This is a genomic window from Roseateles sp., from assembly GCF_049240545.1.
GTDB lineage: Bacteria > Pseudomonadota > Gammaproteobacteria > Burkholderiales > Burkholderiaceae_C > Paucibacter_A.
The window spans coordinates 1-13608 of sequence record NZ_JBMLSK010000107.1 but is presented as its reverse complement, the minus strand read 5'-3'; the positions used below and the strand labels follow the sequence as shown (position 1 = coordinate 13608).

The following is a 13608-nucleotide window of genomic DNA, read 5'->3' as shown; positions in this document are numbered from 1 at the left end:
GGCATGAAGGAAGCGAGGTTGCTGCCATGCTGTTTCCTGGACACACGATCAAGGCCGGTGAATCCGATGCCTCCATCGTCAAAGCGCTGAAGGCCCAACTCAACCGGGTTCTGAGCCTGGCTAACGAGCCAAGTCTGCGGCTCGATGAGAGCGAGGGCACTTTTGGCGCCAAGATGCGTCAGGTGGTCAAGCTCTTCCAGGCTCGCCATGTGGACCCCGAAGGCCGCCCGCTGAAGCAAGACGGCGAAGTCGGCGCCATCACCTGGTCGGTCTTGTTCGGCCAGCAAAGCGTGCCGCAAGCCGCCACGGCCATCGACCCGCTGTTGGCCGAGGTCATCAAAGTGGCCCGCTTTGAGCTGGATCGTCCGGTGCGCGAGCAACCCACCAATTCCAATCGCGGGCCGGATGTTGAGAAATACCTGGCCAGCGTCGGGCTGGGCGGCGGATTTTCCTGGTGCTGCGCCTTTACCTACTGGTGCTTCCAGCAGGCCTCCACCCAGCTAGGGCGGCGCAACCCGATGGTGAAGACCGGCGGTTGCCTCAAGCATTGGCAGGATGCGCCAGCTCGCGGCGCCAAGCTGATCGCGGCCGGGGCCGCGCAGGCCAATCCGGGGCTCTTGCGCCCCGGCATGCTCTTCATCATGGACCATGGCAAGGGCTTGGGGCACACCGGCCTGATCGTGTCGGTCAGCGGGGGTTTGTTGAACACCATTGAGGGCAATACCGATGCGAGCCGGACCCGCGAAGGCGGCGGTGTCTATGCACTGGTGCGCCGAGTGAGCGAGATCAACAAGGGCTATATCGACTACAGCGGTGTGGCCTGAGCGGGCTGTCCTATCAGGGCGCGGGCTTGCTGCTGTCAGTGCCTTGTTTCAGTTGCTGGCGACGCTTCTCATAGTCCTCATAGCTTTCTCGATTGCTTTTCAGGCATGCATTGCGTTCGGCCATCACGCTCAGCTTCTCGCATTGATCCCGGGCATGTTCTTGGCCCACGTCGTACAACAAGGAGCAGCCGCTCAGCGTGGGCAGCAGCGCTGCGAGTGAAAGAGTCAGCAGCGACAGAGAGACCGAGCGAGAGAAGGAGAGCTTGCTTGTCATGGCGAGGGGCGGTCAGTGGGTCAGGAGCGCCTCAATGGTGATCAGGTTGGATCCAGGCGGTGCAAGGTGAAGAGTCGCCCGACTATCGGCCAAGAGCAAGGAGCTGTCGAAAGTCACCCGCCCAAGTTCGCGGCCGAGCCGGACTTGTCCGACGCGCGCTCACTCACCAAGCGCAGCATCAAGGCAAAGAAGCGGTCGTAAAAGGCGCCCGCTGGAATGGTCTCGGAGGCCACCTTGACCAGAGCATCATCCGAAGATGACAAGGGCAGCGAGATCGAGCCGATCGCGCTGACCCCGATGCTGGTGGAGTTCGGGCTTTTCTTCAGCGAGTAGCGGTCTTGCAGTGCTGAAACGAAGACCGTGGTCAGGCGATCTTTTTGACCATCGGGCACGCAGACCACATTGAAGTTGATCTCCACATGCACCTCGCCCTCGGGTTGGAAGCGTTTGCGGCCATTGACTCGGCTTTTGTCTGGCAGGTCGCTGATCAGATAGCCCTGGCTCAGCAGGGCGCGCCGCGCGGCTTCGCAGGTGTCTTCCACGCCGCCGTCAAACAGGCGTGAGAACGTCTCATCGGCCTGGAAGTTCTCGTTCAGATAGACCTGGGATTTGGGTGCAGCTTTCTCTGTGCTCGAAAACGGAGTCTTGAGGCTGCTGCAAGCCCCCAGCATCAGCGCAGCAGCGATGCAGCAACTCAGGGTCAGAAGAGGAAAGAGTCTGGCGGTTCCGGTCATCATGGTCAGAGAGTCGGCTGCCACAGGGGCATACGTCGGTACAGAGTGCCCAGGCTTGCTATCAAAAAGTCTGTAGGAGCTGCATTATCGAGGCAAGTGTCCAGGGCTCGGGTCGGCGCTCATCGGTGGCGGGCGATCTGCCGTGCGTGAATCGACCGCTCGCTGTATCAACTCGGCGCACACCACATGAGGGTTGAGGGGGGCTGTCCGGCTTTGGGCTTTGTCTAGCAACTGACACGAAAGATCACCCATCCGACCACTACAAAAAAGGGGAGTTCACCATGCATTCGCGCAGGCGAATTGGTGGACCAAACGGCCGATGTGGTTCGTGATGCGAGCAAGAAGACCATCGCTCTTTTCTCACTGAGCTGAGGCGATTCGGCACCTGCCGCACAATGCAGGCACTGCCATTTTTCAAGAAAAGCTCCAGGCCATGCCGCTTCAGTTTCGTCAGGCGACTCGCGCCGATATCCCCGCCATGTCGACGATCCGCCTGGCGGTGCGAGAAAACAAGCTCAACAACCCGGCGCGGGTGACCGTGCAGATGTACGAGGACTATCTCGAAGTGCTGGGTCGTGGCTGGGTGTGTGAGCAAGACGGCGTGGTGATTGCTTTCTCTTACGCCGCCAAGGCCGATGCTTCGATCTGGGCCTTGTTTGTGCATCCCGACAAAGAGGGCCTGGGTGCGGGTGGCCCCTTGCTTCAATTGGCGGTTGACTGGTTGTTCAGCCTGGGCCACGCGCAAGTGACCTTAGGCACCGAGGCCAACACCCGGGCCGATCGCTTCTATCAGGCCAAGGGCTGGACACGCGGCGAGATGAAGGACGCTGTGGAAGTGTTCTACACCTTGCAGCGTCCGCACTGTGCCTGACCAAAGGTCTTCGCCATGGCTTGGTTGATCATCAAGTATCTGCTGACCGCTGGCGTGGTGGTGGCCGTTTCGGAGTTCGCCAAACGCAGTGACAAATTGGGCGGCCTGATCGCGGCTTTGCCCTTGGTGACGCTGCTGGCCTTGATCTGGCTGTATGTTGAGAAGCAGCCCATGGACAAGATCGCCAACCATGCGCGCTACACCTTTTGGTATGTGATCCCGACGCTGCCGATGTTTCTGGCCTTCCCGGCGCTGTTGCCGCGCTTGGGCATCTGGCTCAGTCTGGCCCTCAGTGTGCTGATCACGGTGCTGTGTTTTGCGGCCTTTGCCCTGCTGCTGCGCCGCTTTGACATTCATTTGCTTTGAGAGGCGCAGGCTTGGAGAGAAGGCTGATGAGTTCGATGTCGATGTTATGGAAGCGGCGCTGGGCGCTGGTGGCTGGAGCTTCTTGCCTGGTGGTGGCCGTACTCGCGCTGTACCTGAGCCCTTACTTGACCCTGCAGCGCATGCAAGCCGCGGCGGCTGCGCACGAGGGCGAGCGGCTGGCTGAGTGGATCGACTTTCCGGCCTTGCGGGCCAACTTAAAAAGCGGGGTGCATCAGCGCCTGGCCTTGGCCCGACAGAATGCGCAGGGCCAACCGACGCCGGCCTCGCTGATGGGGGCTGCAGTGGCCGGCGCCCTGTTGGGGCCCATGGTGGATGCCTTGATCACGCCCGACAGCCTGGCGCGTTTGTTGCGCGGGCAAAAGCCGGCTCAAGCGCTGTTGAAGCCACAGGGCGCTGACAAGTCCGATGCGGAGCCGTCTAAGCGGCTGGAGACTCAGATGCGCTACGAGGGCTTGAACCGCTTTGTGTTCAGCGTCCGCCAAGCCGGCGAAGACGAAGACCCGATTGACCTGGTCTTGAGTCGCCAGGGCCTGTTCAGCTGGCGTTTGACGGAATTGCGCCTGCCCTGATCAAACCTGCATGCGCGCGGGGGACAGGTATTGCCTCAGGTACTCATCGAAGGGCAAGGTCTCTGCCGCTTCGATGCGCGCCTGCTCGACCAAGGAGGCCTCGGCCTGGGCCTTGAAGCGCTGGGCTTGTGCTTCGCTATAGGGCAGGTCCATCAGCGTCTTGCGGGTCTGCTCGGACTGCTGGCGCAGGAAGTCGATATAGCTGTCGTCAAAATCCTGGGCCATGGCACGCAGCACACGGGCCGAGGGGGTGCTGTTCGGATTGGCCAGCGTGCGCTTGGCGGCGGCCAGGGCTTCGGCATGGGCCGTGCCGCCTTGGGCTTCGTCCAGCATGCGGGCCATGGGCGCACATTGCGCCAGCAGCTCCGCCGCCCAGTCGCTCAGCAGGGTTTGGCTGCCATCGGCCCGCATCAACTTCAAGCCGGGCTCGCGGCCGCGTGCCGCGACCAGGTGCTGGTTTTCGGCCAGCGCGGCGATCTCGGCCGGGGTGTCCGGCGGGCTGTCGGTCAACAAGCAATGCAGCAAGAACAGGTCGAGGAAGCGAATCGTCTGCGCATTGATGCCTACCGGCACAAAGGGGTCCAAGTCCATGCAGCGCACTTCAACGTACTCAACGCCGCGTTCACGCAGCGCATGCAAGGGGCGCTCGCCCGCTTGAATCACGCGCTTGGGGCGGATGGTGCCGTAGAACTCGTTTTCGATCTGCAGCAAGCTGGTGCTGAGCTGGTTGTAGTCGCCACCGGGGTTGCGCACGCCAATCGCTTCATAGGCCGGATAGGGCCGCGTCAGCGCTTCATGCAGTGAGTCGGCATAACTGTCCAAACAGTTGTAGCTGACCGCCAGCGAAGACTGGGCATCGCTTTGATAGCCCAAACGGCCCATGCGCAGCGAGGTTCCATAAGGCATGTAGAACGTGTGGCCGCCCAGCGCCTTCAGCTCATGACGGCGCCCTTCCACAAAGCTGGAACACAGGGCCGGCGAGGCGCCAAACAGGTAGAGCAGGACGAAGGAGTGGCGGCGGAAGTTGCGAATCAGCGAGAAATATTGTTCGCTGCTGACTCCCGGCAAAGACCAGTTGTAGTGGATGCCCGAAATCGTCTGCATGCGCCGGCCATAGCGTTGGCCCAAGCCCATGCGATAGACGCTTTTGGAGCGCCCCACATTCGACTTGCCATAACGCCCCAGCGGAATGGTCTCGTCGGTGGGCAGGCCGCAGGGCATGGAGCCGACCCACAGGCGCTCGGCTTCTTGGCCGCAGCTTTGCTGGTCCAGCACCCGGTAAACGCCTTGGTGCACCTCGGTCAACTCTTGCAAGCAGGCTTCGACGCTGCTGTGCACGCCCGTGATCAACTCGACCTGCGACTCGCTGTAATCGGTGGTGATGTGCGGGTGCGTCAGGGCCGAGCCCAGCGCGGCCGGGTGCGGCGTCAGCGCCAGCATGCCATTCGGTCGGGCGCGCAGGCTTTCTTTTTCGATCCCACGGCGAATGCCTCGCAAATCGTCCGGGGTGACGGCGAGGGCGGCTGCTTGGGCGCGCTTGTTTTCTTCGCTCATTCGTTTTGTTCCAATTAACCAACAATTTCTAAGGCCGCACGGTAACAGACGGAGGCTAAACCTGTCTTGGGCGGGGCTGAAACAATGGCCCGCCGACCTTGCCGAGCCGGAGGTCCCCGCCGGTCTTCTAGCCTGCGGAGCCATCCCTCTTTTGGGGGGTATGGTCGCCGCGCAAGCCGCTGCGATAGCCTGCGCGGCCATGAAAGAAGCCTCTTCCACCTTGCCCGGGTTCTCCGGCACCTCTGCAGCGCTGGGCGTGGCCCTGGGCGCCAGCTTGGCTTCGATGCTGGCCTTGCTCGTGTTGGTGATTCGCGGCTCTTGGCTCGCTTCCGGTGCAGTCGCTGGATGGGCTGCAGGCCTGGCATGCGCGGCTTTGTTGATGACGCTGCTCACCGCTGTGCTGGGCTTGCAAGCGCTTCGTCGTGCCCAACGCAATGCGGCACAAGTGCGTGCCAGCTTGGATGAAGCGATCGCCGCATTGCCGGCCAGTGTTGAGATCTTTGATGCGTCCGACCGGCTGGTGGCTTTCAACCCCCAGTTGCTGCAGATCTACCCCCATATGCAGGCGGAGATCAAGGTCGGGGTTCGTTTCGAGGACTTGGTGCGCAAATCCATCAGTCGGGGGTGTGTGCCCGGCGCCGTGGGCCGCGAGGAGGAGTGGCTGGCCGAGCGTATGGCCGCGCGCCAGCTCCGCAGCTTGGCCTCGGCCGAGCCGATCTTGCAACACCTTCAGCTTCCCAGCGACCGCTGGATTCGGGTCTACGAGCGGCCGCTGCAGTCGGGCGGCACCATTGGTGTGCGGATGGATGTGAGTGATCTGGTGCGAGAACAGCAGCGATTGGCGGCCAGCAAAGCGCATTTGATGGCTTTCGTTCGCGCCACGCCGAATGGCGTGTTGACTTTGGATGCCGATGGCCATGTCTTGGAGTTGAACCCGGCCGCTGAAGCGCTGTTCGGCTTCAGCGCGGCCGAGTTGCAGGGCAGTCATATTGATCTGCTCTTTGGCCTCTGGGCGGGTGAACGCTTGAATCCGGTCGCCTTGTTGGGCCGGCCGCAGGAGCTGAGTGCGAGGCACCGTGACGGGCAAGACCTGACCCTGCAACTCAGTGTGGCCGAGGTCAAAACCGAAACCACCCATCGTTTCGTTTGCATCATCACCGATCTGAGCGAGCGCAAACGCCACGAGACCGAACTGAAAGAGGTCAACGCCCTGCTGGCCCGCCAATCGGTCACCGACGGTCTGACCGGCGTGGGCAATCGCCGCTCCTTTGATCAGCTCTTGCAACAAGAGTGGCAGCGCAGCGCACGCCATGCTCACCCTCTGGCTTGCATCATGGTCGACATCGATCATTTCAAGCTCTTCAATGACCGCTACGGCCATGTGGCCGGTGATGACTGCTTGCGTCGGGTGGCAGAACTGCTGCGCGCCTGCGCCGGCCGCAGCTCCGACGCGGTGTGCCGTTATGGTGGTGAAGAGTTTGTCATCTTGCTGGCCGAGTGTGATCTGGCCGAGGCACAAGTGGTCGCCCAACGTTGCCTGGACAGTGTGCGTCTAGCGGCCATTCCCCATGAAGCCGCACCGATGCGCCGGCATATCAGCTTGAGCATTGGCGTCGCAGCTTGCGTTGCCGACACAGAAACGACCGGCTTGCGCTTGCTGGAGCGGGCCGATGCTGCCCTTTATGCCGCCAAGCAGGGTGGGCGTGCCCGCATGGTCAGCAGCGAACTGGCGGCCTGAGGCCGCCGGGCCAGGGTCGGCAGCACGGTGGGCTGCGGTGCAAGCCGCTACGATGATTGCTATTCGTCGCAGCGGTCTTACCGCGATTCAGCGGCCCCAGTTTCAGCGAGCCCTCCTCCATGCCCACAATCAGCCCCGCCGACTACATCCGCAGCCATATCCGCACCGTGCCCGATTGGCCGGCACCCGGCGTGCAGTTCCGCGACATCACGCCGCTGCTCTCTAACCCACGGGTGTTCCGGGTGCTGATCGATCAGTTTGTGCATCGCTACTTTGATGCCCGGCCGACAGCGATTGCCGGGCTGGATGCGCGCGGCTTCATCATCGGCTCGGTGCTAGCCTATGAGTTGGGCCTGGGCTTTGTGCCCATCCGCAAGAAAGGCAAGCTGCCCTTCACCACGGTGGAAGAGAGTTATGAGCTGGAATACGGCAGCGCCACGGTGGAGATGCACACCGACGCCGTCAAACCCGGCGACCGGGTGGTGTTGATCGATGATTTGATCGCCACCGGCGGCACCATGATGGCCGGCGCCAAGCTCTTGCAGCGCTTGGGCGCCGAGGTGATCGAAGGCGCGTGCATCGTCGACCTGCCCGAGTTGGGCGGCTCCGCCAAGCTGCGGGCGGCCGGCCTGCCGCTGTTTACCTTGCTCGAGTTTGAGGGCCATTGACGCTTTGACGGACAATTGAGCCATGGCCAAAACAATCCCCCGCCTCAGCCCCGAGCAAATCCAAGCCATCATCAAGACGGCTTGGGAAGACACGCCGCCCTTCCGGAAGGTGTTCTTGCAACACGCTTTGGGCGAGGGTGAACTGGTGCAGCTGATGAAGCGCGAGCTGACCCCGGCCGCCTACAAGATGTGGGTCGCCCAGGGCAAGGGCGTGAAGAAGCCCACCGCCAAGTCGACCTTCCCGCACGGGCGTTGATCGCTCGGAGCAAGGCCGAGCCTCACTTGCCGATACAGAATTTGCTGAAGATCTCGCCGAGCAAATCGTCGACCGAGAAGGCGCCGGTGATCTCGCCCAGCGCGTCGTGAGACAGGCGCAGCTCTTCCGCCAACAAGTCCAGCGCCGGTGGTTGCAAATGCGCCACCGCCATCGCTTGCGACAAATGCTCGCGGGTGCGCTTGAGCGCTTGGACATGGCGCTCTCGCGCGATGAAAACGCCTTCTGGCGTGGCATGCCAGCCGACCTGTCGCAGCAAGCGCTGGCGCAACTCAGACAGGCCCGCGCCAGATTTGGCTGACATCTGCAAAGCGCCCTCGGGCAAGTTGTGCGTGTGGGCCGCATCGGCCTTGTTGAAGACCTGCACGATGCGCTCGGGCGGCACTTGCGCCAAGCGCGCCGAAATCAGCTTGTCCTCGGCTTCGTACTCGGCCTGGCCCAGGCGCGTCAGATCGTGCATGAACAGCAGCACATCGGCATCCTCAATGGCTTCCCAGCTGCGCGCCACGCCGATGCGCTCGACTTCATCCTCGGTGTCGCGCAGGCCGGCGGTATCGCTGATGTGCAGCGGCACGCCTTCGATCTGAATCGTCTGGCTGACCTTGTCGCGGGTGGTGCCGGCGATGGGGGTGACGATGGCCAGCTCGGCGCCGGCCAAGGCGTTCAGCAGCGAGCTCTTGCCCACATTCGGTTGCCCGGCCAAGACCACCTTGATGCCTTCGCGCAAGAGCGCGCCTTGCTGGGTGCGGTCCAGCACGGTTTCGAGTCGTTCTTGCAAACGGGCCAGCCGACCAAGCGCATCGGCTTGCTGCAAGAAGTCGATTTCCTCCTCGGGAAAGTCCAGCGTGGCTTCCACCAACATGCGCAGCTTGATCAGCGCATCGCGCAGTTCGCCCACCTCATGCGAGAGCGCGCCCGCCAGCGCACGCCCGGCGCTGCGTGCCGCGGCCTCGGTGCTGGCATCGATCAGGTCGCTGACGGCCTCGGCCTGGGCCAGATCCAACTTGCCATTCAGAAACGCGCGCTGCGTGAACTCACCCGGCTCGGCCAGACGAAGCTTCAGCTCGGCGCCGGCCTCCAAGCAGCGCGCCAGCAGCAGTTGCAGCACCACCGGGCCGCCGTGCGCCTGCAGCTCCAGCACATGTTCGCCGGTGTAGGAATGCGGCGCGGGGAATAGCAGGGCCAGACCTTGGTCGATGGCCACGCCGGCCGCATCGCGAAAGGGCAGATAAGTCGCCTCACGGGCGCGCAGCGCACGTTCGCAAATTGCTTCGACCAAGGGGGTCAGGTCTTGCGGGGAGGAGACCCGCACGATGCCAACGGCCCCGCGTCCAGGGGCGGTGGCGATGGCGGCAATGGGATCTTGGTGGCGTGACAGCATGGCGAGGATTTTCACCGATGCTGGACGAGGCAGGACTCAGGTCGAGTGCTGCTGCATGAATGGCGCGGGGGAGGCGAGGATCCAGCGCTCGCATGAACCTGGAACTCGGGCCCGGCTCGCCAGTCGGTCAAACAGTTGCTTTGAGCCGTCTGCGAATCACTTCTACCCCGCATGGCTCGATTTAAGTCCTACTTCGACCAAGAAAAAAGCCCCCAAGCACGGGGGGCTTGAGGGCTTTGTGAATTACTACGCGACTGGCGCAGTTTTCGTCTATTGGACGCCTAGCTTCTTGTTGATGAACCACTGCTGGGCAATCGACAAGATGTTGTTGACCAGCCAGTACAGCACCAAGCCCGAGGGGAAGATGAAGAACATGAAGCTGAAAGCCAGCGGCATGATCCACATCATCTTGGCTTGCATCGGATCTGGAGGTGTCGGGTTCAGCCAGACCTGGAACAGGCTGGAGGCCGTCATCAACAGCGGCAGGATGAAGTAAGGATCCTTGGCTGAAAGGTCGGTAATCCAACCCAGCCAGGGCGCGCCGCGCATCTCAACGGTGGACAACAAGACCCAGTACAGACCCATGAAGAAAGGCATCTGCAAGAAGATGGGCAGGCAGCCGCCGATCGGGTTGACCTTCTCTTCGCGGTAGATGCGCATCATTTCTTGCTGCATCTCTTGCGGTTTGTCCTTCAGGCGCTCGCGCAAGGCTTGGACCTTGGGGCCGACGGCCTTCATCTTCGCCATGCTCTTGTAAGCGCTGGCGTTCAGCCAGTAGAAGGCGATCTTCAGCAGCACGACCAAGGCGATGATGGCCCAGCCCCAGTTGCCCAGGATGGCATGCAGCTTCTCCAGCAGCCAGAACAGCGGCTTGGCCAAGATGGCAAAGATGCCGTAGTCCTTGACCAGCTCCAGGCCCGGGGCCAGTGCGGCGAGTTTGACTTCTTCTTGCGGACCCACGAAGAGCTGGTCTTCTTTGGTGACGCTGGCTCCAGGGGCCACTGCCGGCAGGGTGAAGACCATGCCAACAGCGTATTGGGAGGGAACTGCCCCCTTCACCTTGGTGGCAAAGAACTCGCGCGGCGCGGTGCCGGTGTGCAACCAAGCGCTGGCGAAGTAATGCTGAACCATGGCCACCCAGCCGTTGTCGGCGGTCTTGTCGATGGAGACCTTGTCTTTCTCGATATCGGCAAAGTCCACCTTCTGGAACTTGGCCTTCTCGGTGTAGGTCGCCGGGCCGGTGAAGGTGCCGGTGAAGGCGGTGCCGCCCGGCGTGGCAACACCGTCACGCACCAGTTGCACATAGACCTGCGGCGTCAGTGCAGCCGCGCCCACGTTGATGACTTCATGCTTGACGCCAATGACATAGTCGCCGCGCTTGAAGGTGAAGGTCTTGACGTACTTGACGCCGCCCTGCTCCGGGGACTCCAGGCGCACGATCAGCTCATTGGCGCCGTCTTTCAACTCGCGCTCAGCCGTGGTGACGACCATCAGCGTGTTGTGGTTGGGCAGCGGGCCGGCCTGACCGCCCAGCAAACCCGTCTGGGCCTTGTAACTGTGGCCGGCGTTGTCCAAGACGCGCACGGGGGTTTGCGGAATGGCCTTCTTTTCCTTGATGCCAACCGCCTGCAGGATGGGGTCAAACAGACCCGGCTCAGGACCGGTCAGGTAATGCGGCAACTCCACAAGGGTGACGTCGCCACCCAGGGTGCTCAGCGTGACATCCATGACATCGGTCTTGATGTGAATGGCCTCGCCGGTCGTCGCCACGACCGGCGCAGGTGTCGCGGTGCCAGCGACGCCTGGCAAGGCGCTCGCCGTCGGAACGCCCGCACCTGGGTTTGTGCCCGAGGCGGCCTGAGCGACCGGCTTGGGTGCCGGAGGGCTGAACATGGACGGGTGCCCGGTGTGCTTTTGCCAGCCGTCCCACAGCAGGACGAGGGACATGGTGAACACCACCCACAGCACGGTGCGGCGTATATCAGTCATGAGGAGGCTTCTGGATTGGAGGGTCGAGGAGATGTTGCTTTCGGCACGCACCCAAGTCGGGTGAACAAGCCGGGCGCATTGTCGGGCACGCCGTCATGGCCGCCTTCGCAAAACGGGTTGCAACGCAGAATTCTGTGCACGGTCAGATAGCTGCCGGCCGCTGCGCCATGGCGTTGCAAAGCCTCGATCGAATAAACCGAACAGGTCGGCTCAAAACGGCAAGAGGCGCCGAGCCAGGGGCTCAGTAGCAAACGGTAGCCGCGCACCAAGCCAATCAGCACGCGTTGGGCGATTGACAGGCGGGGGTTCATGGCGAGGCGGCGGAGTCAGGGCTTGGCGCGAGGCGCCACCAGCCGGCCGACCAATTGCGCCAATTCGGCGTGCGCAGCAGCGCGCAGCGCGTCCGAAGCAGCGCTGGGAAATAGCTTGCGATCAAAAGGCGAGCGCAAACGCACCACCCACAAGCCGGGAGGCAAGTCGGGTTGTGTCGCAAATGCAGCACGGATCTGGCGCTTCAGCAGCGAGCGAGTCACCGAGCGCTTGGCGTGGCGTTTGGGCACGATGGCACCCAGCCAGCAAGCGTCGGGTAGCGTGTCATCCACAGGCTTGTGGGTGACTTGTGCATCGCCTGTTGATAACTCGCCTGCTTCGGTGGATAAGACCTTGGCGGGCTTGCTGGCCACACTGGGTGTGGCGGCGAGGTGATGCACCGCAAAATGACTGCTGCGCACGCGGCTGGAGCGAGCCAGCACGCGTTCAAAGTCGGCCGATCGCACGATGCGGCCGATCATGATTCTGTGGTGTCTAAGCTTAGACAGCCAGGCGCTTGCGGCCCTTGGCGCGGCGCGCGGCGATGACTGCGCGGCCACCGCGAGTCTTCATGCGAACCAGGAAACCGTGGGTACGGGCGCGACGGGTCTTGGAGGCTTGATAAGTGCGTTTCATGATGAGGCCCTCTTGGGAAATGCTAGCGAAGGTCTAAGGACGTCGGAAGTGACGCTTTAGCGGTTGTTGGCGATCAGTCGCCGGGTGCAAAACGATTTGCGCTGTTGGGCGCGTTTGCGGTTCGCACCTGGGGCGTCGGGCCTGCAAAGGGTTGGAGACAAAGCTCTCAGCCGATTCAGGCGTCGACGGCCACTGATGTGTGCCGCGCCGGGGTGCCGTCTATGTGTTCTATGCGTTCACAAACACCTGCGGGCCATTTGCACGCTCGCCTGTGAACAAGTCACAGCTCGAAGCCCGTGCGGCTGACTCACCAGTGTTGCGTGGACAGGTGCCTGTCAAACCCTGCGAGGTGGTATTTCACCCGCTGGCCTTGGCCAAACATCCATACTCCGCTATATCCAGCGTCCGGAAAACCCGCGATTACACCAAAGATTTTGCGATCGGTCAATGCTCAGCGATCGGCCATTGGTGTTTTCAGGGGCTTGACCCTATTAAAAAATCTGTGGATAACTCAGGGTTTGGTGGCCGGATGTCCGTACAATCCAGCCGCTCTAGAACAAGTTTTCCACAATGAGCGCAGACATGCTTGGCGCAGACGGACTGAACCCCCACGCACTCGATCACAGCGCCGCTTCGGCGGCCATGGACCTGGGCGGGGACCTTTGGCAGCGCGGCTGCGAGAGGTTGGCGGCCGAACTGCCCGAACAACAATTCAACACCTGGATTCGTCCTTTGCCGCCGGCCACCGTGTCCGATGCAGGCGGGGCCGAAGTCTTGGTCATTGCCCTGCGGGTGCCCAATCGCTTCAAGCTGGATTGGATCCGCAACCAGTACGCCGGCCGCATCGAGGCCATCTTGACCGAGTTGTCTGGCAAACCGGCCCGTTTGGAGCTGGCGCTGGCCGCCCGCGAGCCCTTGAGCCGAACGTCGCCTAACTTGCCCCCGGCCAACCAGCCGATGCCGGTGGGCCAGGTGCTGCACAACGGCCTGCGGCCGGTTGCGGCGGCCCCAGCGGCTTCGGCGCCGGTCGCGGCTGGTGCCACACCTGCCGCAAATTCGGCGGCGGCTATCCAAGTCCAGGGCGCGGCGAGCGCTGCCCCCAGCTCCCTGCCGCCGAGCGCCAGCCGCCACCGCATCAACAGTGCGCTGACCTTTGACAACCTCGTCCCCGGTCGCGCCAATCAGATGGCGCGCACCGCCGCCCTGCACGTGGCCGGCGCACCGGGCGCGATGTACAACCCGCTGTTCATCTACGGCGGCGTTGGTCTGGGCAAGACCCATTTGATCCACGCCGTGGGCAACGCCCTGCTGAAGGACAAGCCCGATGCGCGCGTGCTCTATCTGCACGCCGAGCAGTTCATCTCCGACGTGGTGAAGAACTACCAGCGCAAGACCTTTGA

The 13608-nt window shown here is 62.5% G+C and carries 16 protein-coding genes; 8 read left to right on the top strand and 8 right to left on the bottom strand.

The features are described 5' to 3' along the window. The first annotated feature begins 26 nt into the window (after positions 1-26). A complete protein-coding gene (locus tag ACOVRJ_RS07070) occupies positions 27-824 on the top strand; it encodes a CHAP domain-containing protein (RefSeq protein ID WP_422043176.1) in 798 nt (265 codons plus the stop codon). 13 nt (positions 825-837) lie between these two features. Here the strand turns inward: ACOVRJ_RS07070 and ACOVRJ_RS07065 are convergent, their stop codons facing one another. Both ACOVRJ_RS07065 and ACOVRJ_RS07060 read right to left on the bottom strand, forming a co-directional pair. Next, a complete protein-coding gene (locus tag ACOVRJ_RS07065; RefSeq protein ID WP_422043175.1) occupies positions 838-1098 on the bottom strand; it encodes a hypothetical protein in 261 nt (86 codons plus the stop codon). Positions 1099-1211: 113 nt separating this feature from the next. After that, positions 1212-1835, bottom strand: coding sequence for a DUF2242 domain-containing protein (locus ACOVRJ_RS07060; RefSeq protein ID WP_422043174.1), 624 nt, complete (start codon positions 1833-1835; stop codon positions 1212-1214). Positions 1836-2310: 475 nt separating this feature from the next. Here ACOVRJ_RS07060 and ACOVRJ_RS07055 point away from each other — a divergent pair, with 475 nt between their 5' ends. Genes ACOVRJ_RS07055 through ACOVRJ_RS07045 form a run of 3 tightly spaced genes read left to right on the top strand, consistent with a single transcriptional unit; the run spans position 2311 to position 3659 of the window. After that, positions 2311-2703: a GNAT family N-acetyltransferase gene (locus tag ACOVRJ_RS07055; protein WP_422043173.1), complete on the top strand. Its 393-nt coding sequence runs from the start codon at positions 2311-2313 to the stop codon at positions 2701-2703. A 15-nt stretch (positions 2704-2718) separates the two neighbouring features. Continuing rightward, complete coding sequence (locus ACOVRJ_RS07050) at positions 2719-3069, top strand: DUF3147 family protein (RefSeq protein ID WP_422043172.1); 351 nt, start codon at positions 2719-2721, stop codon at positions 3067-3069. A 26-nt stretch (positions 3070-3095) separates the two neighbouring features. Next, positions 3096-3659, top strand: coding sequence for a DUF2939 domain-containing protein (locus tag ACOVRJ_RS07045; RefSeq protein ID WP_422043171.1), 564 nt, complete (start codon positions 3096-3098; stop codon positions 3657-3659). Here ACOVRJ_RS07045 and gshA read toward each other — a convergent pair whose 3' ends face one another. Then, positions 3660-5213, bottom strand: a complete 1554-nt coding sequence (gene gshA, locus ACOVRJ_RS07040) for a glutamate--cysteine ligase (protein WP_422043170.1) — start codon at positions 5211-5213, stop codon at positions 3660-3662. A gap of 199 nt (positions 5214-5412) precedes the next feature. Here gshA and ACOVRJ_RS07035 point away from each other — a divergent pair, with 199 nt between their 5' ends. The 3 genes from ACOVRJ_RS07035 (at position 5413) to ACOVRJ_RS07025 (ending at position 7875) form a co-directional block, all read left to right on the top strand. After that, on the top strand, positions 5413-6951 hold the full coding sequence (locus tag ACOVRJ_RS07035; RefSeq protein ID WP_422043169.1) for a diguanylate cyclase domain-containing protein: 1539 nt from the start codon (positions 5413-5415) through the stop codon (positions 6949-6951). Between the two features lie 119 nt (positions 6952-7070). Next, positions 7071-7619 carry an adenine phosphoribosyltransferase gene (locus ACOVRJ_RS07030; protein ID WP_422043168.1) on the top strand — a complete coding sequence of 183 codons (549 nt, stop codon included), beginning with the start codon at positions 7071-7073 and terminating at the stop codon, positions 7617-7619. A 22-nt stretch (positions 7620-7641) separates the two neighbouring features. Further along, positions 7642-7875, top strand: coding sequence for a TIGR03643 family protein (locus ACOVRJ_RS07025; RefSeq protein ID WP_263538364.1), 234 nt, complete (start codon positions 7642-7644; stop codon positions 7873-7875). A gap of 22 nt (positions 7876-7897) precedes the next feature. Here the strand turns inward: ACOVRJ_RS07025 and mnmE are convergent, their stop codons facing one another. The 5 genes from mnmE to rpmH all read right to left on the bottom strand — a co-directional run bounded on the left by mnmE (position 7898) and on the right by rpmH (position 12208). Beyond that, positions 7898-9274, bottom strand: coding sequence for a tRNA uridine-5-carboxymethylaminomethyl(34) synthesis GTPase MnmE (mnmE, locus tag ACOVRJ_RS07020; protein WP_422043167.1), 1377 nt, complete (start codon positions 9272-9274; stop codon positions 7898-7900). 270 nt (positions 9275-9544) lie between these two features. Beyond that, positions 9545-11263, bottom strand: a complete 1719-nt coding sequence (gene yidC / locus ACOVRJ_RS07015; protein ID WP_422043166.1) for a membrane protein insertase YidC — start codon at positions 11261-11263, stop codon at positions 9545-9547. Then, positions 11260-11556 (bottom strand): membrane protein insertion efficiency factor YidD, encoded by a 297-nt coding sequence (yidD, locus tag ACOVRJ_RS07010; RefSeq protein WP_422043297.1) that lies wholly within the window; start codon positions 11554-11556, stop codon positions 11260-11262. The genes yidC and yidD overlap by 4 nt, the downstream gene beginning before the upstream one ends. 33 nt (positions 11557-11589) lie before the next feature. Next, a complete protein-coding gene (locus ACOVRJ_RS07005; protein ID WP_339596624.1) occupies positions 11590-12054 on the bottom strand; it encodes a ribonuclease P protein component in 465 nt (154 codons plus the stop codon). A gap of 19 nt (positions 12055-12073) precedes the next feature. Beyond that, entirely contained in the window at positions 12074-12208 is a 135-nt protein-coding gene (gene rpmH / locus ACOVRJ_RS07000; RefSeq protein WP_054021782.1) for a 50S ribosomal protein L34, read from the bottom strand. 642 nt (positions 12209-12850) lie between these two features. Between rpmH and ACOVRJ_RS06995 the strand changes: the two genes are divergently transcribed. Further along, the coding region (locus ACOVRJ_RS06995; RefSeq protein ID WP_422043296.1) for a DnaA ATPase domain-containing protein at positions 12851-13608 on the top strand (758 nt) is incomplete at its 3' end.

Bases quoted from the DNA above. Each gene is read 5' to 3' on its own strand.
- ACOVRJ_RS07045 (WP_422043171.1), top strand. From the start codon at position 3,096: ATGAGTTCGATGTCGATGTTATGGAAGCGGCGCTGGGCGCTGGTGGCT.
- ACOVRJ_RS07070 (WP_422043176.1), top strand. From the start codon at position 27: ATGCTGTTTCCTGGACACACGATCAAGGCCGGTGAATCCGATGCCTCC.
- yidC (WP_422043166.1), bottom strand. From the start codon at position 11,263: ATGACTGATATACGCCGCACCGTGCTGTGGGTGGTGTTCACCATGTCC.
- ACOVRJ_RS07065 (WP_422043175.1), bottom strand. From the start codon at position 1,098: ATGACAAGCAAGCTCTCCTTCTCTCGCTCGGTCTCTCTGTCGCTGCTG.
- mnmE (WP_422043167.1), bottom strand. From the start codon at position 9,274: ATGCTGTCACGCCACCAAGATCCCATTGCCGCCATCGCCACCGCCCCT.
- ACOVRJ_RS07060 (WP_422043174.1), bottom strand. From the start codon at position 1,835: ATGATGACCGGAACCGCCAGACTCTTTCCTCTTCTGACCCTGAGTTGC.
- gshA (WP_422043170.1), bottom strand. From the start codon at position 5,213: ATGAGCGAAGAAAACAAGCGCGCCCAAGCAGCCGCCCTCGCCGTCACC.
- ACOVRJ_RS07055 (WP_422043173.1), top strand. From the start codon at position 2,311: ATGTCGACGATCCGCCTGGCGGTGCGAGAAAACAAGCTCAACAACCCG.
- ACOVRJ_RS07025 (WP_263538364.1), top strand. From the start codon at position 7,642: ATGGCCAAAACAATCCCCCGCCTCAGCCCCGAGCAAATCCAAGCCATC.
- rpmH (WP_054021782.1), bottom strand. From the start codon at position 12,208: ATGAAACGCACTTATCAAGCCTCCAAGACCCGTCGCGCCCGTACCCAC.
- ACOVRJ_RS07035 (WP_422043169.1), top strand. From the start codon at position 5,413: ATGAAAGAAGCCTCTTCCACCTTGCCCGGGTTCTCCGGCACCTCTGCA.
- ACOVRJ_RS07005 (WP_339596624.1), bottom strand. From the start codon at position 12,054: ATGATCGGCCGCATCGTGCGATCGGCCGACTTTGAACGCGTGCTGGCT.
- ACOVRJ_RS07030 (WP_422043168.1), top strand. From the start codon at position 7,071: ATGCCCACAATCAGCCCCGCCGACTACATCCGCAGCCATATCCGCACC.
- ACOVRJ_RS07050 (WP_422043172.1), top strand. From the start codon at position 2,719: ATGGCTTGGTTGATCATCAAGTATCTGCTGACCGCTGGCGTGGTGGTG.